Below are 24,311 nucleotides of genomic sequence, written 5' to 3' on the forward strand. Positions count from 1 at the left end.
CCTAGTACTATTAGGCCGTAACCTGATAGTGCTAGGCAGCTGGGGGAGGGGTCATGGAGAAGCGAGGGCTCACGCCGGAGCGTCTGACCCGAGCGGGGGCGGAGCTGGCCGACGAGGTCGGCTTCGACGAGGTCACCGTCTCGGCGCTCGCCCGGCGGTGCGGCGTCAAGCTCCCCAGCCTGTACTCGCACCTGAAGAACTCACATGACCTCAGGGTCCGCATCGCGCTGTTCGCGCTGGACGAACTCGCCGACCGGGTGGCCGATGCCGTCGCCGGTCGTGCCGGCCGGGATGCCCTGGCCGCGTTCGCCGAGGCCTACCGCGACTACGCCAGGGAACACCCGGGCCGTTATGCCGCCGCTCGGCTCCGGCTCGATCCGGAGACGGCAGCCGCGAGCGCCGGCGTCCGGCACGCGCAGATGGCCCGGGCGATCCTGCGGGGCTACGGGTTGAACGAGCCGGACGCGACGCACGCGGTCCGCCTGCTGGGCAGCGTCTTCCACGGCTTCGTCAGCTTGGAACTGGCCGGCGGTTTCGCGCACAGCGCCCCCGACGAGCGGGAATCCTGGGACTGGATCGTGGATTCACTCGACGCGCTGCTGCGCAGCCGCAGCGGTTCCTGACGGGGTGAAGGGCCGCCCGTCCGCGCGTGGTTCGCGGCGCGGCGCGCCGATGAACACCGACATCCCTCGAAAGGCTTGAGGCAATGACCACCGATCATCGATGGACCACCCCGATCACTGCGGACCTGCTGCGCGGCGTCGTCGACCTGGAGACCACCACGCGCGGTCTGCTGCCGCATCGGCTGACCGTGCGGGCGCGCCGGCAGATCCCCGACGACCAGTTGGCCATGGCCGAGGCCCAGCCCTCCGGTGTGCGACTGGTCTTCCGGACCCGGGCCACCACCATCGAACTGGACACGCTGCCCACCAAACGGGTCTACCAGGGCTTCCCGCCGGCCGCGGACGGCGTCTACGACCTGCTGATCGACGGCCGTCTGGCCGCGCAGGCCTCGGTGTCCGGCGGCAACGTCCGGACCGTCACCGACATGTTCACCCAGACGTCGGTGCTCGCCGAAGGACCGGCCGGCACCGCTCGCTTCGCCGATCTGCCCGCAGGTGAGAAGGACGTCGAGATCTGGCTCCCGCACACGGAGATCACCGAGTTGATCGCGCTGCGCACCGACGCGCCCGTCGAGCAGAGCCCGCCCAGCCGCCGCAGGACGTGGCTGCACCACGGCAGTTCCATCAGCCACGGCTCGAACGCCGGTCATCCCAGCGCCATCTGGCCGGCGCTGGCCGCCGCAGCGGGCGGCGTGGAGCTGGTCAACCTGGGGTTCGGGGGGAGCGCACTGCTCGACCCGTTCACCGCCCGCGCCATGCGGGACATTCCGGCGGACCTGATCAGCGTCAAGATCGGCATCAACATCGTCAACAGCGACGCGATGCGGCTGCGCGCCTTCACCCCCGCGGTCCACGGTTTCCTCGACACCATCCGGGAGGGGCACCCGAGCACGCCACTGCTGGTCGTGTCCGCCATCCTGTGCCCGGTCCAGGAAGACACGCCCGGCCCTCTCGCACCGGACCTCGACGGCGGGAGGCTGCGGTTCACGGCCACCGGAGATCCGGCCGAACGCAGCGCCGGGCGGCTGACCCTCACCATCATCCGGGACGAACTCGCCAAGATCGTTCAACAGCGGGCCGCCGACGACCCGAACCTGCACTACCTCGACGGACGTGACCTCTACGGCGAATCCGACTACGCCGAATTTCCCCTCCCTGACGAGGTCCACCCCGACGGTGCCGGACATCGCCGCATCGCGGAGAACTTCGCGCGGCTCGCGTTCGGCGACGGCGGGCCCTTCGCCACGAAGACCCGATAAACCCTTCGAGTACGCGGACAGCAGCCGGCCCAGGCCCGCGACGTGCCGGCCCGGACGCGGGTCGACTCTGGGTGAACAGAACGATCGGTCTTGACGATCGGGGCGCCGTTCGCTACCGTTCTCAGAGACAGAACGTTCGTTCCGCCTAGCGGCAGTTGACTGTGCGGCGGTGACCGAAGGAGAGCGCCATGCCCACCAAGATCACTCTGATCATCGGGAATCCCGCCAACCCGGACGAGTTCGAGAAGGTCTACGCCGACGTACGCCGGGCCGCGGAGACGTTCCCGAAGCTTCAGCGGGTCGAGTCGGCCAAGGTGTGGCCGAAGGAGGACGGCACGCCCACCCCCGCGTACCGGACGCTCGACCTCTACTTCGCCAGCTACGAGGACGCCTCCGCCGCGGTCGCGACGCCCGCCGCCGGCGCCGTCTTCGGTGGGCTCCAGGGCGCTCAGGTGGAGATCACGGGGCTGTTCTCGGACGTCGAGTAGCCCCGCCCCTCCAGGGGCCCCGCACCCCGCTGAACGTCAGTTCGCTCCGGAATCCTCGAGAGGATGACATGACCACCGTTGCCGTTCCCGGCATCTCGACGACGGCCGCCGCCCTGCGGCGGTTGTACTTCGGCCGCTTCGCCTTCGCCATCGTCTGGGCTGCCGTGACCTTCCCCCTCGCGAAGCACCTCAACCCCCTCACCGCCACGCTGCTCGTGCTCTACCCGCTGTTCGACGTGGCCGCCGCCATCGTCGACGTCCGCGCGTCGCGGGCCACCGGATCGCCCACCCTGCTGTACGTGAACGTCGCGATCAGCCTGCTCGCCGCGGTCGGCCTGGGCATCGCCGGTACGTCCGGCGTCCCGGCGGTCCTGCGGGTCTGGGGTGCCTGGGCGGTCGTGGCCGGGCTGGTGCAGCTGATCGTCGGCGTCACCCGCCGTAAGATGGGCGGCCAGTGGCCGATGATCATCAGCGGTGGTCTCTCCGTACTCGCCGGTGGATCGTTCATCGCGGCGGCCTCGGCGGACAACCCGGCCCTGACCAACGCGATCGGCTACGCCATCCCCGGCGCCATCTTCTTCCTCATCGCAGCCATCCGCCTCGGCCGCACCGCGAAGGGCAACTGACATGGAGAGCGCCACCTACGACGTCGTTGTCATCGGCGCGGGACCGGTGGGGGAGAACGTCGCCGACCGCGTCGTGCAGGGCGGCCTGACCGCCGCGATCGTCGAGCGGGAACTGGTGGGTGGCGAATGCTCCTACTGGGCCTGCATGCCGACCAAGGCGTTGCTGCGCAGCCAGACCGCGCTGCGGGCGGCCCGCCAGCTGCCGGGTGCGCGCGAGGCGGTGACCGGCGAACTGGACGCGGCGGCCGTGCTGCGCCGCCGGGACTCCATCGTGTCGCACTGGACGGACGACGGGCAGGTGTCCTGGCTGAACTCGGCGGGGATCACGCTGTATCGCGGCCAGGGACGGATCAGCTCCGACCGGACCGTCGAGGTGACCGGCGCGGACACCGCCCCGACCTTGCTCACCGCCCGACACGCTGTGGTCATCGCGACCGGCAGTAGCGCCCTGCTGCCGGACGTCTCCGGTCTGGGCGAGGCGGCACCGTGGACCAGCCGGGAGGCAGCCGCCGCGAGCCAGGTGCCCGGGCGGCTCGCCATCATCGGTGGTGGCGTGGTGGCCACGGAGATGGCGACCGCGTACGCGGGCCTCGGCTCGGCGGTGACGGTGCTCGCCCGGGACGGACTGCTCACGCGGGCGGAGCCGTTCGTCGGCGAGCGGGTCACGCAGTCCCTGCGGGAAGCCGGCGCGTCGGTGCGTCTGGCTGCCGAGGCCGCGTCGGTGAGCCGCGACGGCGACGGCACCGTGCACATCACGCTCACCGACGGCGAACAGGTCGACGCCGACGAGGTCCTCGTCGCGATCGGCCGTACGCCGAACACCCAGGACGTCGGCCTCGACCGGATCGGCCTGAAGCCGGGTGCCTGGCTCACTGTCGACGACACCCTGCGGGTGCTCGACGACGCCGGGGCGTTGATCGGCGACGGGTGGCTGTACGCGGCCGGCGACGTCAACCGGCGGGTGCTGCTGACCCACCAGGGCAAGTACCAGGCTCGCGCGGTGGGTGACGTCATCGTGGCGCGGGCCACCGGCGAGGCGGTGGACGACCGCCCGTGGGGTCGGCACGTCGCCACGGCCGACGCGCGCGCCGTGCCGCAGGTCGTCTTCACCGACCCGGAGGTCGCGTCGGTGGGGCTGACCGCAGCCGCCGCCAAGGCGGCCGGGCTGCGGATCCGGGTCGTCGACTACGACCTGGCCGCCGTCGCCGGGTCCACGCTGCATGCCGAGGGCTACCAGGGGCACGCCCGCATGGTCGTGGACGAGGAGCGGCGGGTGATCGTCGGCTTCACCCTCGTCGGCCCGGACGTCGCGGAACTGCTGCATGCCGCGACGATCGCCATCGTCGGCGAGGTCCCACTGGACCGGCTGTGGCACGCCGTGCCCGCGTACCCGACCGTCAGCGAGGTCTGGCTGCGCCTGCTGGAGGCGTACGGCCGCTGAGCTGAGCCGTCGCGGTCGTGCGCGCCGTCACCGGCCGCGCACGACCGCGGCGGACTTTTGGCGGCTACCGTGCCGCCTGACGCTGCGCGTTGATCCTGAGGAGCCCTTGGATGCCACTCAGGAACGTCTCGGACACCATCGTCGGGTCCGAGAGGCATCCGGCCGCCATGGCGCCGTCGCGGAGCATGACGAAGTGACGCGCCGCGGGATCCGCCGTTTCTTTGTCGACCTGCGCCATGAGCATGGTGATGGTGTCCAGGAACCACTGCCGGTGGGCCATGAGTTCCTTGTGCACGGGATGGTTCGCGTCGGGATATTCCGCTGCGGCGTTCAGGAACGCGCACCCCCGGAACCCGGGGGACTGGATGTTCTGCGCGATGGAACCGGCGATGGCCAGCAGCGGATCGACCGGCGACCGGTTGGCGGCGAGAGCCTCGTCCACCATGCCGCGCTCCATCTGCTGCACCTCACGCAGATAGGCCAGAATGAGGTCGTCCTTGCTGGGAAAATGTCGATAGAAGGTGGCCCTGGTCACCTTCGCCTCGGCGATGATCCGGTCGACGCCGACGGAGTGGATGCCCTCCGTGTAGAAGATCCTGGTCGCCGTGCGGAGCAGCCTGAGTCGTGCCTCAGAGGGCCGGGCCTCGGGTTCTTCGCGCGTCATCCACCCATCTTAGCGAATAGAACGTTCGGTCGCGCCGCGTGACGTGTAGACCGGCGCCGCTCAATTCCTCGATCTCGGCGACAGTGGCCAGACAATGCTGGATTCTGAATGCGGCAATCCGCCGGATCCGGGATGCGCGGCTGATGCGCGCGGCCCGGTCGATTCGGCTCTTCGCGCCAGCCCTGGCGAACGGCGAGGCACCTCGAAAGGAATCCCAGATGAGCATTGCTCCTGACATGTCTGCCCAGGGTGCGGGGATGCCGACAGTGGTGCTGGTCCACGGGGCATTCGCCGGCTCGTCGAGTTGGAACGGGGTGATCGCCGACCTCAAGCGTCGGGGCTATCCGGTCATCGCCGTCGCCAACCCGCTGCGCGGTGTGCAGAAGGACGCCGCGTACGTTCGGGCTCTCCTGGACAGCTTGCCCGGTCCGGTCGTGATGGCCGCCCATTCCTACGGCGGGCTGGTCATGACCGAGGCCGCGGACGGTGCCGCCAACGTCAAGGCTCTGGTGTACGTCGCCAGCGTGAGCCCGGAGGCGGGCGAGAGTGTGATCGGGTTGCTCGGCAAGTACCCCGGAAGTCAGCTCGCAACGAGCATCGCGATGGTCGAGATCCCCGCCGACGGGGGCGGCACGACAATGGATCAGTACATCCTGCAGGACAAGTTCCCGGAGGTGTTCGCCGCCGACGTCGACCGCGGCACCGCCGAGATCATGGCGGCGACGCAGCGACCGGCCTCGGCGAGCGCCCAGGAGGAGAGCGTCACCAGGGCCGCCTGGAAGACCATCCCCTCGTGGACCATGGTCACCACCGAGGATCAGGGCATCCCGCCGGACCTGCAGCGTTTTCTCGCCGATCGGGCGGGGTCCACGACGGTGGAGATCGCCGCCTCCCACGCTGTGGCGGTCTCCCGACCCGGCGCGGTCGCCGACCTCATCGACAGCGCCGCCCGCGCCACCATGAGTTAGGGGTGGACGGCGTCGGTAGCCAGTTGCCGGATACCGACGCCGTCCGCGCCCGTGCCACTCAGGGACCGCCGACCACGCCCTGCCGTCAGCGGGCGGCTGGCTGGACCCGCTCGAACCGCACCCGGCTCAGCCAGCCGGGAAGGTCACTGAGCACGTACAGTTCGCCGTTCACGTCGGTGCCGATCGCGGTGGGTTGGATGGGGAAGTTGCCGATCGTCGCGGACTCGTACCCGCCGGTGGGCTTGGGACGCACGGCGAACGCGAGGGTCGAGCAGTAGTCGCTCGCCACGTAGACACCCCGCGCCTCCGGGGTGGCGGACCCTCGGTACACCACGCCGCCGGTCACCGAGCAGTTCTCCGTGAGGTAGTGCTCGTACTCGAAGACCGGGTCGGTGTACCGCGTGCCCGGCCGGCACTGCGTCTGGTCGAAGACCGGAGTGCCCTCTCGGCAGGACCAGCCGAGGTTCGCCCCACGCTGCCACGGCCGGATGTGGTTGATCTCCTCGACCAGGCCCTGGCCGACATCACCGATCCACAGCGAGTTGTCGACCGGGTCGATGGAGAACCGCCACGGGTTGCGCAGCCCGAAGACCCAGATCTCCGGCCGTGCACCTGGCGTGCGGACGAACGGGTTGTCGGAGGGCACGCAGTACGGCTTCCCGCCGCAGGCGCGGTTGACGTCGATCCGCACGATCTTGCCGAGCAGGGTGCCGAGGTTCTGACCGGACTTGAACGGGTCGTTCGCGTGACCGCCGTCGCCGAGTGACCAGTAGAGGTAGCCGTCGCGGTCGAACGCCACCTGTCCGCCGTTGTGGTTGCCGTATTCGGCGTGCTCCTGGGTGAGCAGCACCTGCACCCGGTCAGGGGCCCCGATGGGCACTCGCGCCAGGGTCAACGCCCCGGCCGGCAGGCTCGTGTAGGCCACGTAGAGGATTCCGGTCCGCGCGAAGTTCGGTGCCGGCGTGATGCCGAGCAGGCCGCGCTCGTTGTCCGAGGTGTCGATCCGGGAGGTCAGGTCGAGCACCGGCTCGGCCGCCAGGCCCGTGTCGGGGTGATAGGCGCGGACGGTGCCGTTCTTCTCCGCGATCAGCATCCGGCCGTCCGGCAGCCCGGTGATCGCGATTGGCCGTTGCAGACCGAAGGCCACCTGTTCGGAGACCACGGTCAGCTCGGCGAGGGGCACCGCGCGGGTGCGGGATGGGCCGGCCGCGCCGGCTACCGGCGCCGGTGGTAACAACAACGCACACAGGGCCAGAATGAGCAGCCCGGCCAGCATGGTGGCCGGGCGACGACGCCGTCGCGACATGTTTCAGCTCCTCAAGCAGGGTGGAGGTACGGGACGCAATCTGGGAGCGTTCCCACGATACATCGATTCGCACCAATCTCAAGCCCGTGCTCGCGCCGCCTCGGGCTGGGTGGCCGGACGAGTCCACGTTGAATACCGTCGATGTTGCACGAGCGGATCAGACGTGTTGGAATGGCTCATATCGCCGCAGCGCGGGGGCAACCGCGCTGGGAACGGCCAGCACGGGAGCATCGCAGTGCCAGCAGGGCGTCGCTTTGGCGGGCGCTCGCATGGCGCATCGCCGGGCCATCTCCCTGTCGACGGGCACGTGCCGGGCAGGCACCCCTCGCCCGCCCGTGCCCATCTCCGGTCCCTGTCCCCGGCGGTTGACGTGCTCGACGTCTGACCTGCCAGGGGCGTCCGATGTGGTCTGCCAGCGCACCAGAAGCGGCGACGAGGTGAGAAGCAATCATGATTTCCCGAGAGAGTTTCGCGGGCTGGTACCGGAACCGCTTCGTGTGGGTGGCGGTGATCGTGCTGGCGGTGTCGATCGGCGCGGTCGTACTGGTCAACCGGGCCGAGTCGACGACGGAGCCGGTGGATCTGCAGGGCCAGATCACGGCCCGGATGCGTACCACGCTCGAACAGGCGGACCCGGGGCAGCACAACCACGCGGGGCACGGTGCCCAGCAGGCGGCCACCACGGAGAAGCCGCCGGTGATCTGCGGGGTCCGCGTCTACGGCTACGAGCCGTCCGACGTCACGGCGCTCGCCGACGTGCGCACGGTGTACGGCTTCCACCTCTGCGGCGTCGCCGAGCAGAAGCGGCCCTGGGACGTGGCGGTCAAGCTGGCCGGGCCCGTGATCATGGACATGTCCACCCAGCCTCCCGGGATCCAGGTGGTCGAGGCGACCGCCGACGTCATGTTCGTCGACCGGCTGCGGGAGATGTTCCCGGACAAGTACGAGGAGGTGGCGCTCAAGGAGGCGCTCACCGAATCGGAGATGGCCGAGCAGCGCCGCCGGTACGACGCCGCGGCCGGGCTGTGACCATGCCGGACGGTCGGGCGGGGTGGTCGTACCCGCGGGGCCGCCGGTTCCGAACCTGCGGCTGGATGTCTCCTTCGCGGGTCCTGCGGTAGCGGCGAGCCGAGGGGGCGCCGTCGCGCGCGATCCGTTCGACGGTGCTGCGGATCTCGGTGTGCCGGACCGTCGTTGGCGCGTCGTCGGGTCAGCGGTCAGTGCCACAGTGCACGGCGGGTGGCGGTGATCCGGCCCTGGTGGGCGGCTTGTCCTTCAGCGTGCCCGACCGGTGGGCCCCGCCAGCTTGATCCACATTCGACCATTTATGGATCCGTATTGATATTTACGGTCACGGATGTAACAGTTGGTTTGGGAGCGTTCCCATTGTGATCTCTCGTACCGAAGAGCGGAGGATGAACAGTGCGTTCACACAAGCCCGATCAATCCGGTGGGCGATCTCGGTCACCCGTCCGTCAGTCCATCCGGGCGGTCGTCCTGCTGTTCGCCATGGTGGTCGGCACGCTGCCCTGGACCGGCGCGGCCCAGGCCCACGGCACCATCATCAACCCGGCCAGCCGGGCCTATCAGTGCTGGAAGACCTGGGGCAACCAGCACATGAACCCGGCCATGCAGCAGCAGGACCCGATGTGCTGGCGGGCGTTCCAGGCCAACCCCGACACCATGTGGAACTGGATGAGCCAGCTGCGGGACGGCCTCGGCGGCCAGTACCAGGCCCGTACCCCGGACGGGCAACTGTGCAGCAACGGCCTCTCCCGGAACGACTCGGTGAACCAGCCCGGAGCGTGGAAGGCGACCAACGTCAGCTCCAACTTCACGGTCCAGCTGTACGACCAGGCCAGCCACGGTGCTGACTTCTTCCGGGTCTACATCACCAAGCAGGGGTTCAACCCGAGCACCCAGAAGGTCGGGTGGGGCAACCTCGACCTGATCGCGACGACCGGGCGCTACGCGCCAGCGCAGAACATCTCGTTCAACGTTTCGGCCTCCGGGCGCTCCGGAAGCCACGTGCTGTTCGTGATCTGGCAGGCGTCGCACCTGGACCAGGCCTACATGTGGTGCAGCGACATCAACATCACCTGATCGGCGAGATCGGCAACCGCAACACAATCCGGCCCAGGACGGTGACGTCCTGGGCCGGATTGTTCCTGGGCCAGAGTCCGGCGCCGACGATCGAACGTACGGCATGAAGACGTCGACCCGGCCGGTGTTCAGCCGCAGATCGGCGGCGCGGGCGACTACGGCGTGAGGACCAGTTGGCCGAGTTCCTGGGTGCACCGGGTGAGCGCGACGTACAGGCCGTTCCAGCCGCGCGGTTCAGCGGCGATGCCCTGCGGGTCGACCAGTAGCGTCGCGTCCCATTCCAATCCCTTGGACTGGGTTGCGGTGAGCACCGGCACATCGCTGACCACGGCGAGGAGTTCGGCGACGCGGTCCGCTGGGGCGATGACGCCGACAGTGCCGCCCTGCCACCGTTGTCGCAACCGCCGCACTGCCTCGACGACGGCACCGGAGAGCTCGGCAGGTGTGATCGTGAGTTCCCAGGGGGCGATGCCGGAGGAGCGGACCGCTCGGGGTGGCGTGCCGTGGCTGCCAGCCTTCGCCAGGACCGGTCCGGTGAGGTCCATGACCTCGCGCGGGGTCCGGTAGCAGATGGTGAGTTCGGCAGCGGTCCAGCGGTCTCCGAAGACGGCCCGCACCGCTTGTGCCCAACTGGTGTGCCGGTGCGCTGCCTCGGCCTGGTCGATGTCGCCCACGGCGGTGATGGAGCGGCTGGGGCACCGCCGCAGAACCATCTGCCACTGCATCTCGGACAGCTCCTGCGCCTCGTCGACGACGACGTGGCCGTACACCCAGCCACGCTGTCGCCGGGCGCGGTCGGCGACGAACTCGCCCTGCGGTTGCGGGGTGTCGACCTCGCCGAGCAGTTCGGCGAGGGCGTCGAGCAGAGGGATGTCGCTTGGTGCCCATCCGGCCGGCTCGGCCGAGACGGCGGCGATCTCCTCGGGGGACAGATGTGGGGCGAACCGGGCCAGCAGGGCGGGATCGGTCAGCAGACCAGCCAGCAGGGTCTCGGCATCGAGGGTGGGCCACCATGCCTCGATGAACCGGGCGACAGCGGCGTTCTCGGCGATGCGGGACCGCAGATGCTCGACCTCCTCCTCGGAGAGCAGCCCGTCGACGTCGCTGCCGGTGGACGTCCGGGGGGCGTGGTGCTCATGCTCCATGCTCTTGTCGACGCGGGCGAGGATGTCCTCGAAGCCCTCCTCCATCTCGTCCATCAGCGCCTCGCGCTGCTCGGCGACGACATCGGCGAGGAGGTGGTGCACCTGCTCGGCGAACGCCGCGCGGGCGCGGTGGTACGGGCGTCCCTGTGTCGCCGAGGCGAGCGCCTGTGCCACCGTCGCGGCCGCGATGACGTAGAACTCGCCATCCCAGCGCAACGTCAGCTCGCGGGGCCGGGGGAGTAGTGACGCGACGTAGCTTTCGAGCGTGGCCTGCCAGAGCGCGCGGCCCTTGATCTCGGCGAGAAGCCGGCTCTCGTCGCGACCCACCTGGACGTCGGCCAGCAGGGTGTCGCAGGTCGCCGAGACGACGGCGGTCTCACCGAGCGCGGGCAGCACCTGGGCGATGTACTGGAGGAACCGCGGCGAGGGGCCCAGGACCAGGACCGCCTGTTCGGCCATCTTCCGGTACGTGAACAGCAGGTACGCGACGCGGTGCAGGGCAACCACCGTCTTGCCCGTGCCGGGGCCACCCTGAACGATCAGCGGGCCGGTCGCCTCAGCCCGGATGATGTCGTCCTGTTCCCGTTGCAGTGTGGAGATCGCCGTCGACATACGGCCCGTGCGCCGCTGGTCGAGAGCAGCCAGGAGGGCGCCTTCGCCGACGAGTTCGCCGGTCATGCTCCCGTCCAGCGGCTCGTCGTCCACGCCGACGACTGTTGATCCCGTGGTGCGGATGTGCCGGCGCCGTGCCTGACCCTGTGGGTCGCCGGCCGTCGCGGTGTAGAACGGCCGAGCCGCCGGGGCGCGCCAGTCCACCAGCAGTGGCTCACCGCCCTCGTCGCGGAGACCGATCCGGCCGACGTGCCGCACCGTGCCGTCAAGGCTGTCGAGGCGACCGAAGACCAGCCCGTCCTCTGCTCGCCGTAGCTCGTCGTACTGTTGGCGGAGCATGCGCTGCCGGGCCTGCTCCATCGGGTCCACTGCCGCTGTCGAAAGCTCGACCCGCAGGTGGTCGGCCAGCCTGTCCCGCCGGGCCGTGGCCAGGTCCAGAAACGTCTGTTCCTCGGCGACCGCGGATCGCAGCGCGGCACCCTCTGCGGCGGCGGTCAGGTGGCCGTCCGGCGTCTCGTCGTTGACGCCGGCGGTGCTGTTGCTCGGAGCAGACTTGCGGCGCATTCGCGAATCCCCGTATCGGTCCCCCTCGGCCCGGACGGGCCGCCGTGCATTCGGCGGCAAGCATAGAGTCGATGGCCATCACCGCCCAGGAACTCCGCCCGCAGAGACGGGAATCTCAATCCCTTGCGGGTCCCGGGGCTCAGGTGGCCTCCGTCAATAACCACCCCGCTCTGGAGACGGTGGACTGGCCCGCCCGAGCGAGGTGAGTCGATCAGCGTTCGCCGCTGTGGTCAGCCCAACGTGAAGGTCACGTCGTCGACGTCGAAGGCGGTGACGCCGTTGCCGGCCGTCTCGCTGCTGAGGAAGCTGACCGTCGCGGTGCGCTCGGTCGTCGCCGTCCCACTCGACATGGTGTACTGCCGCCACAGCGCCCCGCCGTCGAAGGCCAGCGAGAACCTCGTCTTCGGCGGTATTCCGGTGACCGCCATTCCGACGTTCAGGTAGTCGCCCCGGCTGATCTCCGTGGTGGTGGTCCGCACCCAGAAGCTGACCGTCAGGTCGCAGTTGGCCGGCACGGTGACGGTGGTACGCAGCAGGTCGCTGCGCGTCACGTCCAGCCCCGCGAAGGTGGCGTACCCGCGCCCGGTGTGTGCGGGCCGGGTCGCGTCGCCGAAGACGACGATGCGGGGGCCGGCGCTCCAGCCTGTCGCGCCGCGCTCGAACCCCGGGTTCGGGTGGATCTGCCCGGCGCAGGGCGGGTCGGCGACCGGCTGGCCGTGGGATGCGCTGCCCGTGGTCAGGAGCAGGGCCGCGGCCACTGCGGTGGTGACGAAGGCTTTCATCAGGTCTCCCCGCGTGAATACATTCGAGATGGTCGATATGTATCGACGATGCGCGATGGACGTGGGCGCGTCAAGCCCTTCCCGAGGTGGGCTCGCACGCGGGGTGACGGGCGACCGGCGCTACCGGCGGCGGCGGGCGTCAGCCTCGGTGTCGAGCAGGTCGTTGAGGGTCAGCGCGGAGTTGATCAGGGAGAGGTGGCTGAACGCCTGCGGATAGTTGCCGATCTGCTCCCCGGTGGCGGCGATCTCCTCGGCATAGAGGCCGAGGTGGTTGCTGAAGGTGAACATCTTCTCGAAGGTGAGTCGGGCGTCGTCGAGGCGGCCGGAACGGGCCAGCGCCTCGACGTACCAGAAGGTGCACATGTTGAAGGTGCCCTCGTGGCCGGGGAGGCCGTCGGGGGAGTGGACCGGGTCGTACCGGTGGACCAGGCTGTCGGAGACCAGCTCGCGTTCGATCGCCAGCAGGGTGGACTGCCACAGGGGGTCGCTCGGCGTCACGAAACCGACCGCCGGCATGGCGAGCAGCGCCGCGTCCAGCACGCTTTCGTCGTACGCCTGCACGAACGTGCCCCGGCCCCGGTGGTATCCGCGGGCCATGACCTGGTCGTAGATGCGGTTGCGTTGTTCGGTCCAGCAGGCCATGTCCCCGGGGCGGCCGGTGCGGGTGGCCAGTCGGATCGCCCGGTCCAGTGCCACCCAGGACATCACCCGGCCGAAGGTGTAGTTGCGGGGGTGGTGCCGGCTCTCCCAGATGCCGGCGTCGGGCTGGTCCCAGTTGCGGCAGAGCCAGTCGACCAGCCGGACGGTGCTCTTCCACACCTGGTGCGAGACACGGATGCCCTGCTCGTCGGCGAGGTGCATGGCGTAGAGCGCCTCGCCGTGGATGTCGAGCTGGAGCTGGTCGGCGGCGCCGTTGCCGATCCGCACCGGGCGTGATCCGCGGTAGCCCTCCAGATGGTCCAGCACCTCCTCGTGCAGGTCGGAGGATCCGTCCACCCGATACATGATCTTCAGTGGATCCTGGTGGTCGCCGGCCTCGCGGATCCGCTCGTCCAGCCAGTTCATGTACCGGCTGACCTCCTCGGTGAAGCCGAGGCCGAGCAGCGCGTGCACGGAGAAGGACGTGTCGCGTACCCAGGTGTAGCGGTAGTCCCAGTTACGGGTTCCGCCGACCAGCTCGGGCAGCGCGGCGGTGGGCGCGGCGATCATCGCGCCGGTCGGCGCGTACGTCATGAGTTTCAGCGTGATGGCCGAGCGCTCGACCATCTCCCGCCAGCGGCCGGTGTAGCGGGAACGCTCGAGCCAGCGCCGCCAGTAGTCCTGGGTCCACTCGAACATCCCCTGGATCTCTTCGGGCGGGAAAATGCGCGGTTCGCTGCCGCCCGTCTCCAGGACCACCCCTCCCGTGTCACCTTCGTTCAGCGTGCCGTACGCGACCAGGTCGCCGCCCTCAAGGTGGATGTCACCCTGCTCGGAGATCAACCGCCGCACGGGGTCGACCGGGTTGAACGTCAACGTCGCCGACCGGCTGCGGAAGACGTAGCCGTCGTGGTGGCGCTCCAGTTGATGCTCGTCGCGGGCGTAGTTGAACCGCGGTCGGCACTCCACCCGGAAGCGCATGCTGCCCCGGACCATGGTGACGAGGCGGACCAGGCGGTGCGCGTCGGTGACCCGCTCGCCGGTGACCGGCATGAAGTCCATCACCTCGGCCACACCGTCGGCGCTGATGAACCGGGTGATCAGGATGGGCGTGCCGGGGAGGTAGAGCTGCTTGGTCACGTACCGCACGTCGTGCGGCGCGATCTGGAAGTAGCCGCCCTTCTCCTTGTCCAGCAGCGCGGCGAAGATGCTCGGCGAGTCGAATCGCGGCGCGCAGAACCAGTCGACAGTTCCGTCACACGTCACCAGCGCGGCGGTCTGCAGATCGCCGATGAGCCCGTGATCCTCGATCGCCGGATAGCTGTCCACGTCTCTCCCCGGTTCGGCGGCGTCCTGCGCATCGAACCTAGGGAAAAGATTGTCGACTTAGGTGAGATTCACGTTCTGCCACCCTGTCGCGTGCGCCGGCGTGCGCCGGCCGTCCGGGCGGCCCGTGACGATCATCGGAGCGCAGGCTCTTACGGAGTGCCCGGGCTCGCCGGGGAGTCGGCGAACCTGGTGACGAGGAGGTCGATTCGTTCCTCCTGGCCGGCTGGGGGGATGCGACCGCTCTCCGACAGGACGGCGATGCCGTGCAGGGCGCCCCAGAGGACTTCGGCGAACAGCTCGCGGCGCTCGTTGGCCGGGGGAAAGCAGCTGACGAACTCGTCGAAGCAGGCTCGCAGCGGGGCCGGTGTCTCGGCGCTCGCGAACGTCAGTTCGGTGGGCAGGATGAACATGGCCTGGTAGAGGGCGGGGCGTTCGGTCGCGAAGTCAAGGTAGGCGCGGCAGACGGCGCGCAGGGCGTGCGCGGGCCCGGGGGCGGCCTGCCGTGCGCGGCGCAGGTGGGTGGCGAGTTCGCCGAACCCGTCCAGGGCGACGGCGCTGACGATGGCGTCCTTGCCGTTGAAGTGGCTGTACAGCACCGGCTGGCTGTACTCGACCCGGTCCGCCAGCCGTCGTGTCGTCACCGCCTCCCAGCCTTCGGTCTCGGCGAGCTCCCGCGCGGCCGTGATGATCAGCTGGTGGCGGTGCGCGCGTTCACGTTCACGGCGCTCGCTGATGGCGGACATGAGCGAATTCTAGCAACGCTAGACATCCTGCCGAAGGCAAACTATCTTCGCTATCGAATCTAGCGACGCTAGATATCCGTCCAGGAGGAGATGCTCATGCTCACCACCATCGCCACCGTGCTCGCCGGCCTGATCGGCGCGGGCATCATCGTCATCGGGGTGCGCGCCTTCTGGGCGCCACAGGCCGCAGTCGGCTTCGGCATCCCCGGCACGCCCACCGAGGACCGCAGCTTTCAGGCATGGCTGACCGTCAAGGCCGTGCGTGACATAGCGTCCGGGCTCTTCGTCTTCATCCTGGTGGCGGGAGCGACACCCGAGCTGCTGGGCTGGTTCATGCTGGCCGCCGCCGGCATACCTGTCGGCGACGCCCTGATCGTGTGGCGCAGCAACGGCCCCAAGGCGATCGTCTTCGGCGTCCACGGGGCCACGGCCGTGGTGATGCTGGCGGTCAGCGTTCTTCTGCTCGTCGCCTGACCACTGCCTGGCGACGGGTCCGCGCGCCCCGCGCCGGCTCGCCCCCCGCGTGGCGCAGGACGAAGCGCCGGCCGTCTGGCCGACTGGGCGTCAGCGGTGCGGGCGGCAGGAGGAGCGGATGACCAGCTCCGTCGGGAGCCGGATGTGGGTGTCGCGCTCGACGCCGGCGATCAGGTCGACGAGCAGGCGCAACGCCTCGGCGCCCATCCGCTGCAGCGGCTGCATGATGGTCGTCAGCGGCGGGTTGACGAGCGCCGACTCCGGCACGTTGTCGAAGCCGATCACCGAGAGGTCGTCGGGCACGCACAGGCCCATGTCGCGGGCCACGGCCATCGTGGATATCGCCGAGAGGTCGTTACCCGCGAAGATCGCGGTCGGCCGGTCCGCGAGGCCGAGAAGCTCCGCGGCCGGGCCGGCCGCGGTCTCGATCCGGAACCCACCGGGGCGGACGAGCCGCTCGTCCACCGGCACGCCGGCTTCGGCCATCGCACTGCGAAAGCCGGCCTCGCGCAGCTGCGCCGACATCAGGTCGGTGCGTCCGCTGATGTGCCCGATCCGGGTGTGGCCGAGGGAGAGCAGGTAGTTGGTCGCCAGCACCGCACCGGCGAAGTTGTCCGAGTCGACGGTGGGTAGGTGGGACGGACCGGTGTGCGGGTCGACGGCCACGACGTGGAAGTTGTTCTCGGTCTCGACCACTGTCGGCGTGACGATCACGGCGCCGTCGATGAGAGTGCCGGAGAGCCGGGCGAGCGAGCGCCGCTCCCATCCGACTGCCGCGCCCTCGCCGTCCCCGCTGGAGTAGGCCAGTAGCTGGTACCCACTGCCCGCGACCTCCTGGGACGCGCCCTTGAGAAGCTCGGTCGAGAACGGCTCGAACTCGGCCAACAGGATGCCGAGCACGTTGGTCCGGTGGCTGCGCAGGCTCTGCGCCCCCAGGCTCGCCTCGTAGCCGAGCTCGTGGATGACCTGTTGGACGCGCTCCACCGTCGCTCGGGCCACGCCGTATCTGCCATTGACAACCTTCGATACGGTCGCGACCGAGACGCCGGCAGTGCGTGCGACATCGGACATCTTGACGCGCTGCTGAAACACCACGTCGATGATGATAGGGCCGCAGTCGACGAGGTGTCGCCGCCGATTCGAAAACGTTATCGATACCGATTGACATCAAGTTACATGACTGTAAAACTTCGCCGCAGGCCGAGTACCGCGACTGAGTAGTCGAGGAGACATCGATGGCAACTAAGCGACGTAGAAGTGCCGCCCTGGCACTGTTGATGACAGGTGTTCTCGTTGCCGCAGGGTGCAGCGGCGGCGGCGAAGAGGCAGCCCCTCAGGGGGAGCTCTACAAGGACCCGGTGACGCTGACCTGGTGGCACAACGCCTCGCAGGACGGGCCCGGCAAGACCTACTGGGAGAAGGTCGCCAAGGACTTCTCCGCACTCCACCCCACGGTCAAGATCGAGATCGAGGCGATCGAGACCAACCAGCTCCAGCGCACCAGGATCCCCGCCGCGCTGCTGAGCAGCGACCCGCCGGACATCTTCATGACCTGGGGCGGCGGTGAGATGACCGAGCAGGTGGAGGCCGACTACCTCAAGGAGGTCACCGACCAGGTCAAGGACGAGGTCGCCAACATCGGCAGCGCCGCAGAGATCTGGCAGGTGAAGGGCAAGCAGTACGGCCTGCCGTTCCGGATGGGCATCGAGGGCATCTGGTACAACAAGGACATGTTCGCGCAGGCGGGCATCTCGGCTCCGCCGACCACCTTCGAGGAGCTCAACGCCGCTGTCACCAAGCTCAAGGCGATCAACGTCGTTCCGATCGCCGTGGGTGCCGGTGACAAGTGGCCGGCCGCGCACTGGTGGTACAACATGGCGCTGCGCGCCTGCTCGGTCGACACCCTCAAGAAGGCGGCCACGGAGAAGACCTTCGACGATCCGTGCTTCGTGAAGGCCGGCCAGGACCTGAAGGCGTTCATCGACACCAAGCCGTTCCAGCCCAACTTCATCGCCACGCCGGGTCAGAACGACCCGACCAGCGCCAACGGCATGCTCGCCAACGGCAAGGCCGCGATGGAGCTGATGGGTGACTGGAACCGCGGCACGCTCGACACCGTCGCCACGGACAAGACCAAGCTCGCCTCGTTCCTCGGCTGGTTCCCGGTGCCGGCGATCTCCGGTTCGCCGGGTGACCCGAAGGCGGCCCTCGGTGGTGGCGACGGGTTCTCCTGCTCCAAGAACGCGCCCGCCGAGTGCGTCGAGTTCCTCAAGTACATCGTGAGCCCCGAGGTGCAGAAGGGCTATGCCGAGACCGGCACCGGCCTGCCGGTGGCCAAGGGTGCGGAGGGCGCCGTGAAGGATCCCGCGCTGACGTCCATCCTGCAGGCCACCTCCGGATCGAGCTACGTCCAGCTCTGGTTGGACACGGCCTACGGCAGCACCGTCGGGACCGCGATGAACGACGCGGTCGTCGCCATCTTCGCCGGCAACGGGACGCCTGAGAAGGTCGTCTCGGCGATGAAGGCGGCCGCAAGCAAGTGACCTCCGCCAACCAGATCCGTATGCCCGCCGGCGGCGCTTCCGCGTCGCCGGCGGGCCCCCGCCAGGCTGGGCGCGCGTCCGCCCGCCGCGCCGACAACCGCCGCAAGTGGTACGAGATCATCGGCCTCACCACGCCAGCGATCCTCATCTACGTGATGTTCGTGCTGGTGCCGATGGGCTTCGCGGTCTACTACAGCCTGTTCCGCTGGCGCGGGGTCGGGCCGCCCACCGAGTTCGTCGGCCTGAGGAACTACACCCTCGCCTTCCAGGATCCGATCTTCCTCGACGCGTTGCGCAACAACGCCATCATCGTGTTCGGGTCGCTGCTGATCCAGGGCCCGATCGCCCTGGGCGTCGCCCTGCTGCTCAACCGTCGCTTCCGTGGGCGCGCCGTGTTCCGCCTGCTGGTGTTCGTGCCGTACGTGCTCGCCGAAGTCACCGTCGGCATCATGTGGAAACTGCTCCTGACCGGCGACGGCACCGTTGACGCGCTGCTGCGGTCCCTGGGCATGGGCGGGCTGGTGCAGGCCTGGCTCGCGGACCTGGACGTGGTCATCTGGACCCTGCTGGCCGTCCTCACCTGGAAGTACGTCGGCTTCGCCATCATCCTGCTCCTCGCCGGTCTGTCCAATGTGCCCGACGAGCTGACCGAGGCGGCGTCCATCGACGGCGCGAGCTGGTGGCAGATCCAACGGCACGTCACGATCCCGCTGCTCGGCCCGACGATCCGGATCTGGATGTTCCTGTCCATGATCGGTTCACTGCAGATCTTCGACATGATCTGGGTGACCTCGGTGCCCGCGGTGCGGTCCCTCGGCGCATCGGCCACCATGGCGACCTACATGGTCGACAACGGCTTCTTCGCCCGGCTGTGGGGCTACGGCAACGCCGTGGCGGTAATCCTATTCGTCATCTCCTTCGTGGCGGCGCTGCTGTTCCAGCGGTTCCTGCTCCGCCGCGACATCGAGGGCGCCATCACCGGAAGGGCGAAGTGACGATGGCCGTGAACAGCGTTCTCCCCCAGTCCAACGGGCGTCGTCAGATTTCCTGGGGCACGCCGCTCACCTACGCGATAGCCCTCGCGATCGCTGCGGTGTCGATCGCCCCGGTCATCTACGTGGTCATCGGCGGTTTCCGCACCACCCCGCAGATCGTCGCGGACCCGGCCGGCCTGCCCGACCCGTTCGTCTGGGACAACTACGCCCGGGTGCTGACCCAGAGCAACTTCTGGCGGCAGGCGTTCAACAGTGCAGTCATCGCCCTCGGCACCACGCTGGCCGTGGTCGTGTTCGGCCTGGCCGCCGCGTTCGTGCTCGCCCGCTACCGCTTCCGCGGGCGGGAGGGGCTCTACACCTTCTTCACCCTCGGTCTGCTGTTTCCGGCCGGGGCGGCGATCCTGCCGCTCTACCTCATGCTGCGGGACCTGAACCTGATCAACTCCTACTACGCGGTGATCCTTCCGCAGGTCGCCTTCTCGCTACCACTGACGATCGTGATCCTGCGTCCCTTCCTCTCGGCCATCCCGAGAGAGCTGGAGGACGCCGCCGCCATCGACGGTGCGAGTCGGCTCGGTTTCCTCTGGCGTGTCGCGATGCCGCTGTCGCGGCCCGCGCTCGTCACCGTTGGCGTGCTGGCGTTCGTGGCGAGCTGGAACTCGTTCCTGCTGCCGCTGCTCGTCCTCAGCGACGTCGACCTGCACACCCTGCCGCTGGGCGTGCAGAACTTCTCCAGCCAGTACACCACCGACACGGCAGGCGTCCTCGCCTTCACCTCGCTGGCGATGCTGCCGGCACTGCTGTTCTTCACGCTCGCGGAGAAGCAGATCGTCGGTGGCCTGCAAGGTGCGGTCAAGGGCTGAGCGGCAGCGGTACGAGCACAACCAGAGAGGCACAGCATGACTGAGGTCCACGAGGTGGTGGGCGGGCCGGCGCCGGCTCAGGCAGATCCGAACCACAGCCGACAGGGCGGGCGCGACGGAGGGGATCGCCTCCACGACCTCCTCGGCCGGATGACGATCGAGGAGAAGATCGCCCAGCTCGTCGGCTTCTGGGAGAAGGAGGACGGCGAGGCGGTCGCACCACTGCAGGGGGAGTTCGGCGACAACTCCAAGCTTGAGGACTTCTCCCGGCACGGGCTCGGTCATCTCACCCGCGCCTACGGCACCCGTCCCCAGGATCCGGCGCAACGCGCGTCCTGGCTGTGGAAGTTCCAGCGGGACCTGGTCACCGGGACCCGGCTGGGCATCCCGGCGATCGTCCACGAGGAGTGTCTCACCGGGCTGTCGGTGTGGAAGGCCGCCACCTTCCCCACCCCGCTGGCCTGGGGTGCCGCGTTCAACCCCGAACTGGTCACCGAGATGGCCGCGGCGATCGGCGCCTCGATGCGGACTCTCGGCGTCCACCAGGGGCTCTCCCCGGTGCTCGACGTGATCCGCGACCCCCGCTGGGGTCGGGTGGACGAGTGCATCGCTGAAGACCCGTACCTGGTCGGCACCATCGGCACGTCGTACGTGCGCGGCCTGCAGTCGCAGGGGGTGCACGCCACCCTCAAGCACTTCGTCGGCTACTCCGCCTCGCGCGCCGGGCGCAACTTCGCCCCGGTGCACGCCGGCCGACGGGAACTGGCCGACGTGCTGATGCTGCCGTTCGAGATGGCGATCATCGACGGCGACGCGCGGAGCGTCATGCACTCCTACACCGACATCGACGGGGTGCCCGTCGCCGCCGACCCGACGATGCTGACCGGCATCCTGCGCGACCAGTGGGGCTTCGACGGCACCGTGGTCGCCGACTACTACGGGGTCGCGTTCCTGAACCTGCTGCATCACGTGGCGAGCGACCACGCGGAGGCGGCCGGGCAGGCGTTGACGGCCGGTCTCGACGTCGAGCTGCCGACCGGCGACGCCTATCTGACCCTGCGGGAGTCGGTACGGACCGGCGGGATCGACGAGGCGATCATCGACCGCGCGGTGCTGCGGGTGCTGCGCCAGAAGCTGGACCTGGGCCTGCTCGACGCGACCTTCAGCGACGAGCCGCCGCAGGCGATCGACCTCGACTCACCCGAGCACCGGTCGATCGCCCGCCGGCTCGCCGAGGAATCGATCGTGCTGGTCGCCAACCGGGACGCGCTGCCACTGCCGGCGGGTCGGCGGATGGCCGTCATCGGCCCCAACGCCGATCGGCAGAGTGCGCTCTTCGGGTGCTACTCGTTCCTCAACCACGTCCTCGTCCAGCATCCCGGCGTGGAGACCGGCATCGAGGTGCCGACAGTGCTCGACGCCGTGCGGGTCGAGTTCGGCGACGACCTCGTCACCTGGGCCCGGGGCTGCGACGTGGACAGTGACGACCGGTCCGGCTTCGACGAGGCGGTCGCCACGGCGTCCGCCGCGGACGTCGCCGTCCTGGTCGTCGGCGACCACGCCGGCCTCTTCGGACGCGGCACGGTCGGCGAAGGGTGCGACCGGGACGACCTGGAACTGCCCGGCGTCCAGCGCGAACTGGTCGAGGCGGTGCTGGCCACCGGCACGCCGGTGGTCCTGGTGCTGCTCACCGGGCGGCCGTACACGATCGGTTGGGCGCTGACGCGCTGCGCGGCGGTGGTGCAGGCGTTCTTCCCGGGCGAGGAGGGCGCCGGGGCGATCGCGGGAGTGCTCTCCGGGCGGGTCAACCCGTCGGGCAAGCTGCCGATCACCATGCCCGGGCCGGCCGGGGCGCAGCCCTACTCGTACCTGCACCCCACCCTCGGTCAGGGCAACGAGGTGACCAGCCTGCCGGCGATACCCGTGGCGCCGTTCGGCCACGGGCTGTCCTACACGACGTTCGCGCACACCGATCTCACCGTGTCCGGCACGGTGCCGACCGACGGGGCGATCGGGGTGAGCGTGCGGGTGACGAACACCGGCGCTGTCGCCGGCGACGACGTGGTCCAGCTCTACGGTCGCGACGTGGTCGCCTCGGTGACCAGGCCGTTGGCGCAGCTGCTCGGCTACCAGCGGGTCCACTTGGAGCCGGGTCAGTCCGTCACTGTCGAGCTGACCGTCCCCACCACCCGTCTGGCCTTCTCCGACCGCACGTACACCCGGGTCGTGGAGCCCGGCGAGGTCGAGCTCTGGGTCGGCACCAGCGTGCAGCGCGACACCCAGGCGGTGACCACACTGGTCGGTGACACCGTCCCGGTCACCAACGCCTCCCCACGCTGGACCGTCACCACCATCCGCTGAGACCGGTCCGCCGGCCGTCCCTCCAGGTCGGCCGGCGGACCGCGGTCACTCGGGTGCCGGCTCGCGGCTTCGCCGATCTCGCCCGGCCGGTTCGGTCACGCCGGTGCCGGCGACCCCGCCGTCGCGGCGGTCGTGCCGCGGGCCGAGCTGGCTGATCTCGTACCCGTCGGGGTAGCTCCTGGCCCGGATGCCGTCGGCGAACAAGGCCGTCGCCCGTGGCGCGCCGAACCACCGCTGCGACAGTGAGCGCGTCTTCAGGGCCAGGTGCAACCCCGCCCGGACCGGCCAGGCCGGCGTGTCCACCCGCGTCGCGCGCCGCAGCGGCGCGTCGTACAGAGCACTGACCAGTGCGTCTCCCAGCGGCGCGAGCATCCGGGGGAGCCGGGCGAGCATCAGCATGCGGGTGGCCCGTTCGATGGCCGCCGCGTCGTCGTTGGGTTGCAGGTGAGCCGCGTCGTGCGCGTCGAACCAGGTCTCGAACTCGTCGTACGACGCGGGGATGTCGGTGATGCCCATCCGTCGGCCGAGTTCCCGGTAGAACAGGTACGTGGCGTGCCGTTCGTGGCAGCAGGGTGGGCGCCAACCGTACGCCTGCAACCACCGTGTGGGGATCACGACCAGGCAGCCGAGGACGTAGCGGAAGTCGTCGTTGCTGATGTCGTACGGGCGGTGGATCTGGTTGACGCGCCGCAACGCGTCACGGCCCCGGGGCTGCTCGAAGCCGTTGAGCACCATCTCGTACATCAGCAGGCCGGTGTCGTCGATCCGCTTCTGGGTGCGTTCGGTCAGCTCACCGGTGGCGGCGTGCACAGTGGCGATGGCGGGGACGGAGAAGGACCGGTTGAAGGCGAGGTTGAGCCCGAGCTTCATGTCCCACGGGAACTCGTGGCGCAGCATCGTCTGGTAGATGTCCAGGTAGTCGCGCTCCGGATCGAGAGCGCGGGTACGAGTCAGGTTGTCGTAGCGGCCTCTCATCGGTGGGCGTCTCCCATGGTCGGCCCTGGTGACCGGCGGTTCGGGGCCCCTCCCGGTGCCGGTTCCTCCTCCGGGAGGTGAGCACCCGTCCAGGTGACGGTGGCCAGCCGGGCGCCGAGTAGCCGCCGTGCCCGGGCGGTCTGCCGGGCGTTCGCGTTGACCAGCACCGGCTGCTGCGCGGCGCTGAGGATGGGGAGATCCGACAGCGAGTCGCTGTAGGCCACCCGCCACGGTGGCGTCACCCCGTGGGCGGCGAGCTGCGTTACCTTGGCCGACCCGTGGTTGTGCACGATCAGCTTCGGCCCGCGAATGCGCGAGGCCACGAGCTCGACCTCGGCGAGGCCGATCACGTCGAGCACCGCGCGCGCCAGGGTGTGCTCGCAGGCGGTCACCACGATGACCCGGTCGCCCGCGTCGAGGTGGGACCGGACAGTGCGCAGGCCGGGCCCGATGATCCGCCCCGGCTCTTCGCCGAGGTCCGCGCCGAAGCGTGCGAGCTCTGCGGTCAACTCGTCGGCGTTGCGGCCCGACAAGCCGATCCGGCTCACCCACCGCGCCGCCCACGGACGCGCCGCGGGAACGGCGGCGACGGGCGCGAGGAGGACCAGTAGCGCGACGGCGAGCGGCAGCCGGGCGCTGGCGAAAGCAGTGCGGCGCAGGAACAGGCCGAATGCGTCGCCGCGCAGCAGCACACCGTCAAAGTCCACGATCACCGTGCCGGCGGTCGACGCCCCTGTCGCACTACCGACCACTGTGCCACCGGCGGTTCGCCATCAGTCGAGTGTACGGGCGGCCGGCGTCGGCGGCG

Annotated in this window: 22 protein-coding genes; 13 read left to right on the plus strand and 9 right to left on the minus strand. The window is 69.5% G+C overall.

Annotation, left to right across the window (positions count from 1 at the left end; translation table 11 throughout):
- Positions 1-53: 53 nt before the first annotated feature.
- From ACX27O_RS27420 to ACX27O_RS27440, 5 genes are all read left to right on the plus strand, one after another.
- Positions 54-623, plus strand: coding sequence for a TetR/AcrR family transcriptional regulator (locus ACX27O_RS27420; protein ID WP_279518697.1), 570 nt, complete (start codon positions 54-56; stop codon positions 621-623).
- A gap of 83 nt (positions 624-706) precedes the next feature.
- Positions 707-1,882, plus strand: coding sequence for a GDSL-type esterase/lipase family protein (locus ACX27O_RS27425; RefSeq protein WP_458940310.1), 1,176 nt, complete (start codon positions 707-709; stop codon positions 1,880-1,882).
- Between the two features lie 188 nt (positions 1,883-2,070).
- Positions 2,071-2,370 (plus strand): hypothetical protein, encoded by a 300-nt coding sequence (locus tag ACX27O_RS27430; RefSeq protein ID WP_030328301.1) that lies wholly within the window; start codon positions 2,071-2,073, stop codon positions 2,368-2,370.
- 68 nt (positions 2,371-2,438) lie between these two features.
- Positions 2,439-2,996: a hypothetical protein gene (locus ACX27O_RS27435; RefSeq protein ID WP_030328299.1), complete on the plus strand. Its 558-nt coding sequence runs from the start codon at positions 2,439-2,441 to the stop codon at positions 2,994-2,996.
- Between the two features lies 1 nt (position 2,997).
- The gene (locus ACX27O_RS27440) at positions 2,998-4,437 is read left to right on the plus strand and encodes a dihydrolipoyl dehydrogenase family protein (protein ID WP_458940311.1); all 1,440 of its coding nucleotides are present in this window, start codon (positions 2,998-3,000) and stop codon (positions 4,435-4,437) included.
- Positions 4,438-4,501: 64 nt separating this feature from the next.
- Here the strand turns inward: ACX27O_RS27440 and ACX27O_RS27445 are convergent, their stop codons facing one another.
- The gene (locus tag ACX27O_RS27445; RefSeq protein ID WP_458940312.1) at positions 4,502-5,101 is read right to left on the minus strand and encodes a TetR/AcrR family transcriptional regulator; all 600 of its coding nucleotides are present in this window, start codon (positions 5,099-5,101) and stop codon (positions 4,502-4,504) included.
- Between the two features lie 218 nt (positions 5,102-5,319).
- Here ACX27O_RS27445 and ACX27O_RS27450 point away from each other — a divergent pair, with 218 nt between their 5' ends.
- Positions 5,320-6,069 (plus strand): alpha/beta fold hydrolase, encoded by a 750-nt coding sequence (locus ACX27O_RS27450; RefSeq protein WP_458940313.1) that lies wholly within the window; start codon positions 5,320-5,322, stop codon positions 6,067-6,069.
- Between the two features lie 85 nt (positions 6,070-6,154).
- Here ACX27O_RS27450 and ACX27O_RS27455 read toward each other — a convergent pair whose 3' ends face one another.
- A complete protein-coding gene (locus ACX27O_RS27455) occupies positions 6,155-7,375 on the minus strand; it encodes a PQQ-dependent sugar dehydrogenase (RefSeq protein ID WP_030328292.1) in 1,221 nt (406 codons plus the stop codon).
- A gap of 450 nt (positions 7,376-7,825) precedes the next feature.
- Here ACX27O_RS27455 and ACX27O_RS27460 point away from each other — a divergent pair, with 450 nt between their 5' ends.
- Both ACX27O_RS27460 and ACX27O_RS27465 read left to right on the plus strand, forming a co-directional pair.
- Positions 7,826-8,404: a hypothetical protein gene (locus tag ACX27O_RS27460; RefSeq protein WP_210866571.1), complete on the plus strand. Its 579-nt coding sequence runs from the start codon at positions 7,826-7,828 to the stop codon at positions 8,402-8,404.
- A 393-nt stretch (positions 8,405-8,797) separates the two neighbouring features.
- On the plus strand, positions 8,798-9,478 hold the full coding sequence (locus ACX27O_RS27465) for a lytic polysaccharide monooxygenase auxiliary activity family 9 protein (RefSeq protein ID WP_210862966.1): 681 nt from the start codon (positions 8,798-8,800) through the stop codon (positions 9,476-9,478).
- Between the two features lie 155 nt (positions 9,479-9,633).
- Here the strand turns inward: ACX27O_RS27465 and ACX27O_RS27470 are convergent, their stop codons facing one another.
- The 4 genes from ACX27O_RS27470 to ACX27O_RS27485 all read right to left on the minus strand — a co-directional run bounded on the left by ACX27O_RS27470 (position 9,634) and on the right by ACX27O_RS27485 (position 15,292).
- Positions 9,634-11,799, minus strand: a complete 2,166-nt coding sequence (locus ACX27O_RS27470; RefSeq protein WP_458940314.1) for a HelD family protein — start codon at positions 11,797-11,799, stop codon at positions 9,634-9,636.
- 230 nt (positions 11,800-12,029) lie between these two features.
- On the minus strand, positions 12,030-12,581 hold the full coding sequence (locus tag ACX27O_RS27475; protein ID WP_458940315.1) for a hypothetical protein: 552 nt from the start codon (positions 12,579-12,581) through the stop codon (positions 12,030-12,032).
- Between the two features lie 120 nt (positions 12,582-12,701).
- Complete coding sequence (locus ACX27O_RS27480; protein ID WP_030328284.1) at positions 12,702-14,549, minus strand: glycoside hydrolase family 15 protein; 1,848 nt, start codon at positions 14,547-14,549, stop codon at positions 12,702-12,704.
- A gap of 149 nt (positions 14,550-14,698) precedes the next feature.
- Positions 14,699-15,292, minus strand: a complete 594-nt coding sequence (locus tag ACX27O_RS27485) for a TetR/AcrR family transcriptional regulator (RefSeq protein ID WP_036410724.1) — start codon at positions 15,290-15,292, stop codon at positions 14,699-14,701.
- Between the two features lie 96 nt (positions 15,293-15,388).
- Here ACX27O_RS27485 and ACX27O_RS27490 point away from each other — a divergent pair, with 96 nt between their 5' ends.
- Entirely contained in the window at positions 15,389-15,766 is a 378-nt protein-coding gene (locus ACX27O_RS27490) for a DUF4267 domain-containing protein (protein WP_030328280.1), read from the plus strand.
- A 90-nt stretch (positions 15,767-15,856) separates the two neighbouring features.
- On the opposite strand, the gene ACX27O_RS27495 is transcribed toward ACX27O_RS27490, so the two are convergent.
- The gene (locus ACX27O_RS27495) at positions 15,857-16,837 is read right to left on the minus strand and encodes a LacI family DNA-binding transcriptional regulator (RefSeq protein ID WP_357637978.1); all 981 of its coding nucleotides are present in this window, start codon (positions 16,835-16,837) and stop codon (positions 15,857-15,859) included.
- Positions 16,838-17,124: 287 nt separating this feature from the next.
- Here ACX27O_RS27495 and ACX27O_RS27500 point away from each other — a divergent pair, with 287 nt between their 5' ends.
- From ACX27O_RS27500 to ACX27O_RS27515, 4 genes are read left to right on the plus strand one after another with little or no spacing between them, the layout of a single operon-like run.
- On the plus strand, positions 17,125-18,309 hold the full coding sequence (locus ACX27O_RS27500) for an extracellular solute-binding protein (RefSeq protein WP_458940316.1): 1,185 nt from the start codon (positions 17,125-17,127) through the stop codon (positions 18,307-18,309).
- Complete coding sequence (locus ACX27O_RS27505; RefSeq protein ID WP_030328275.1) at positions 18,306-19,304, plus strand: carbohydrate ABC transporter permease; 999 nt, start codon at positions 18,306-18,308, stop codon at positions 19,302-19,304. Before ACX27O_RS27500 ends, ACX27O_RS27505 begins: the two co-directional genes overlap by 4 nt.
- Positions 19,301-20,167 (plus strand): carbohydrate ABC transporter permease, encoded by an 867-nt coding sequence (locus ACX27O_RS27510; protein WP_036410721.1) that lies wholly within the window; start codon positions 19,301-19,303, stop codon positions 20,165-20,167. Before ACX27O_RS27505 ends, ACX27O_RS27510 begins: the two co-directional genes overlap by 4 nt.
- A 36-nt stretch (positions 20,168-20,203) precedes the next feature.
- Positions 20,204-22,528 (plus strand): beta-xylosidase/alpha-l-arabinosidase, encoded by a 2,325-nt coding sequence (locus ACX27O_RS27515; RefSeq protein ID WP_387217858.1) that lies wholly within the window; start codon positions 20,204-20,206, stop codon positions 22,526-22,528.
- Positions 22,529-22,573: 45 nt separating this feature from the next.
- On the opposite strand, the gene ACX27O_RS27520 is transcribed toward ACX27O_RS27515, so the two are convergent.
- Both ACX27O_RS27520 and ACX27O_RS27525 read right to left on the minus strand, forming a co-directional pair.
- Positions 22,574-23,503 (minus strand): oxygenase MpaB family protein, encoded by a 930-nt coding sequence (locus ACX27O_RS27520; RefSeq protein WP_245233505.1) that lies wholly within the window; start codon positions 23,501-23,503, stop codon positions 22,574-22,576.
- Positions 23,500-24,216 (minus strand): haloacid dehalogenase-like hydrolase, encoded by a 717-nt coding sequence (locus tag ACX27O_RS27525; RefSeq protein ID WP_458940317.1) that lies wholly within the window; start codon positions 24,214-24,216, stop codon positions 23,500-23,502. The genes ACX27O_RS27520 and ACX27O_RS27525 overlap by 4 nt, the downstream gene beginning before the upstream one ends.
- Positions 24,217-24,311: the final 95 nt, after the last annotated feature.

It is taken from the genome of Micromonospora sp. SD19, from assembly GCF_054462275.1.

Coding starts and splice junctions, on each gene's coding strand:
- ACX27O_RS27430 (WP_030328301.1), top strand. CDS start 2,071: ATGCCCACCAAGATCACTCTGATCATCGGGAATCCCGCCAACCCGGAC.
- ACX27O_RS27435 (WP_030328299.1), top strand. CDS start 2,439: ATGACCACCGTTGCCGTTCCCGGCATCTCGACGACGGCCGCCGCCCTG.
- ACX27O_RS27490 (WP_030328280.1), top strand. CDS start 15,389: ATGCTCACCACCATCGCCACCGTGCTCGCCGGCCTGATCGGCGCGGGC.
- ACX27O_RS27460 (WP_210866571.1), top strand. CDS start 7,826: ATGATTTCCCGAGAGAGTTTCGCGGGCTGGTACCGGAACCGCTTCGTG.
- ACX27O_RS27470 (WP_458940314.1), bottom strand. CDS start 11,799: ATGCGCCGCAAGTCTGCTCCGAGCAACAGCACCGCCGGCGTCAACGAC.
- ACX27O_RS27495 (WP_357637978.1), bottom strand. CDS start 16,837: ATGTCCGATGTCGCACGCACTGCCGGCGTCTCGGTCGCGACCGTATCG.
- ACX27O_RS27420 (WP_279518697.1), top strand. CDS start 54: ATGGAGAAGCGAGGGCTCACGCCGGAGCGTCTGACCCGAGCGGGGGCG.
- ACX27O_RS27515 (WP_387217858.1), top strand. CDS start 20,204: ATGACTGAGGTCCACGAGGTGGTGGGCGGGCCGGCGCCGGCTCAGGCA.
- ACX27O_RS27520 (WP_245233505.1), bottom strand. CDS start 23,503: ATGAGAGGCCGCTACGACAACCTGACTCGTACCCGCGCTCTCGATCCG.
- ACX27O_RS27440 (WP_458940311.1), top strand. CDS start 2,998: ATGGAGAGCGCCACCTACGACGTCGTTGTCATCGGCGCGGGACCGGTG.
- ACX27O_RS27425 (WP_458940310.1), top strand. CDS start 707: ATGACCACCGATCATCGATGGACCACCCCGATCACTGCGGACCTGCTG.
- ACX27O_RS27445 (WP_458940312.1), bottom strand. CDS start 5,101: ATGACGCGCGAAGAACCCGAGGCCCGGCCCTCTGAGGCACGACTCAGG.
- ACX27O_RS27450 (WP_458940313.1), top strand. CDS start 5,320: ATGAGCATTGCTCCTGACATGTCTGCCCAGGGTGCGGGGATGCCGACA.
- ACX27O_RS27485 (WP_036410724.1), bottom strand. CDS start 15,292: ATGTCCGCCATCAGCGAGCGCCGTGAACGTGAACGCGCGCACCGCCAC.
- ACX27O_RS27455 (WP_030328292.1), bottom strand. CDS start 7,375: ATGTCGCGACGGCGTCGTCGCCCGGCCACCATGCTGGCCGGGCTGCTC.
- ACX27O_RS27475 (WP_458940315.1), bottom strand. CDS start 12,581: ATGAAAGCCTTCGTCACCACCGCAGTGGCCGCGGCCCTGCTCCTGACC.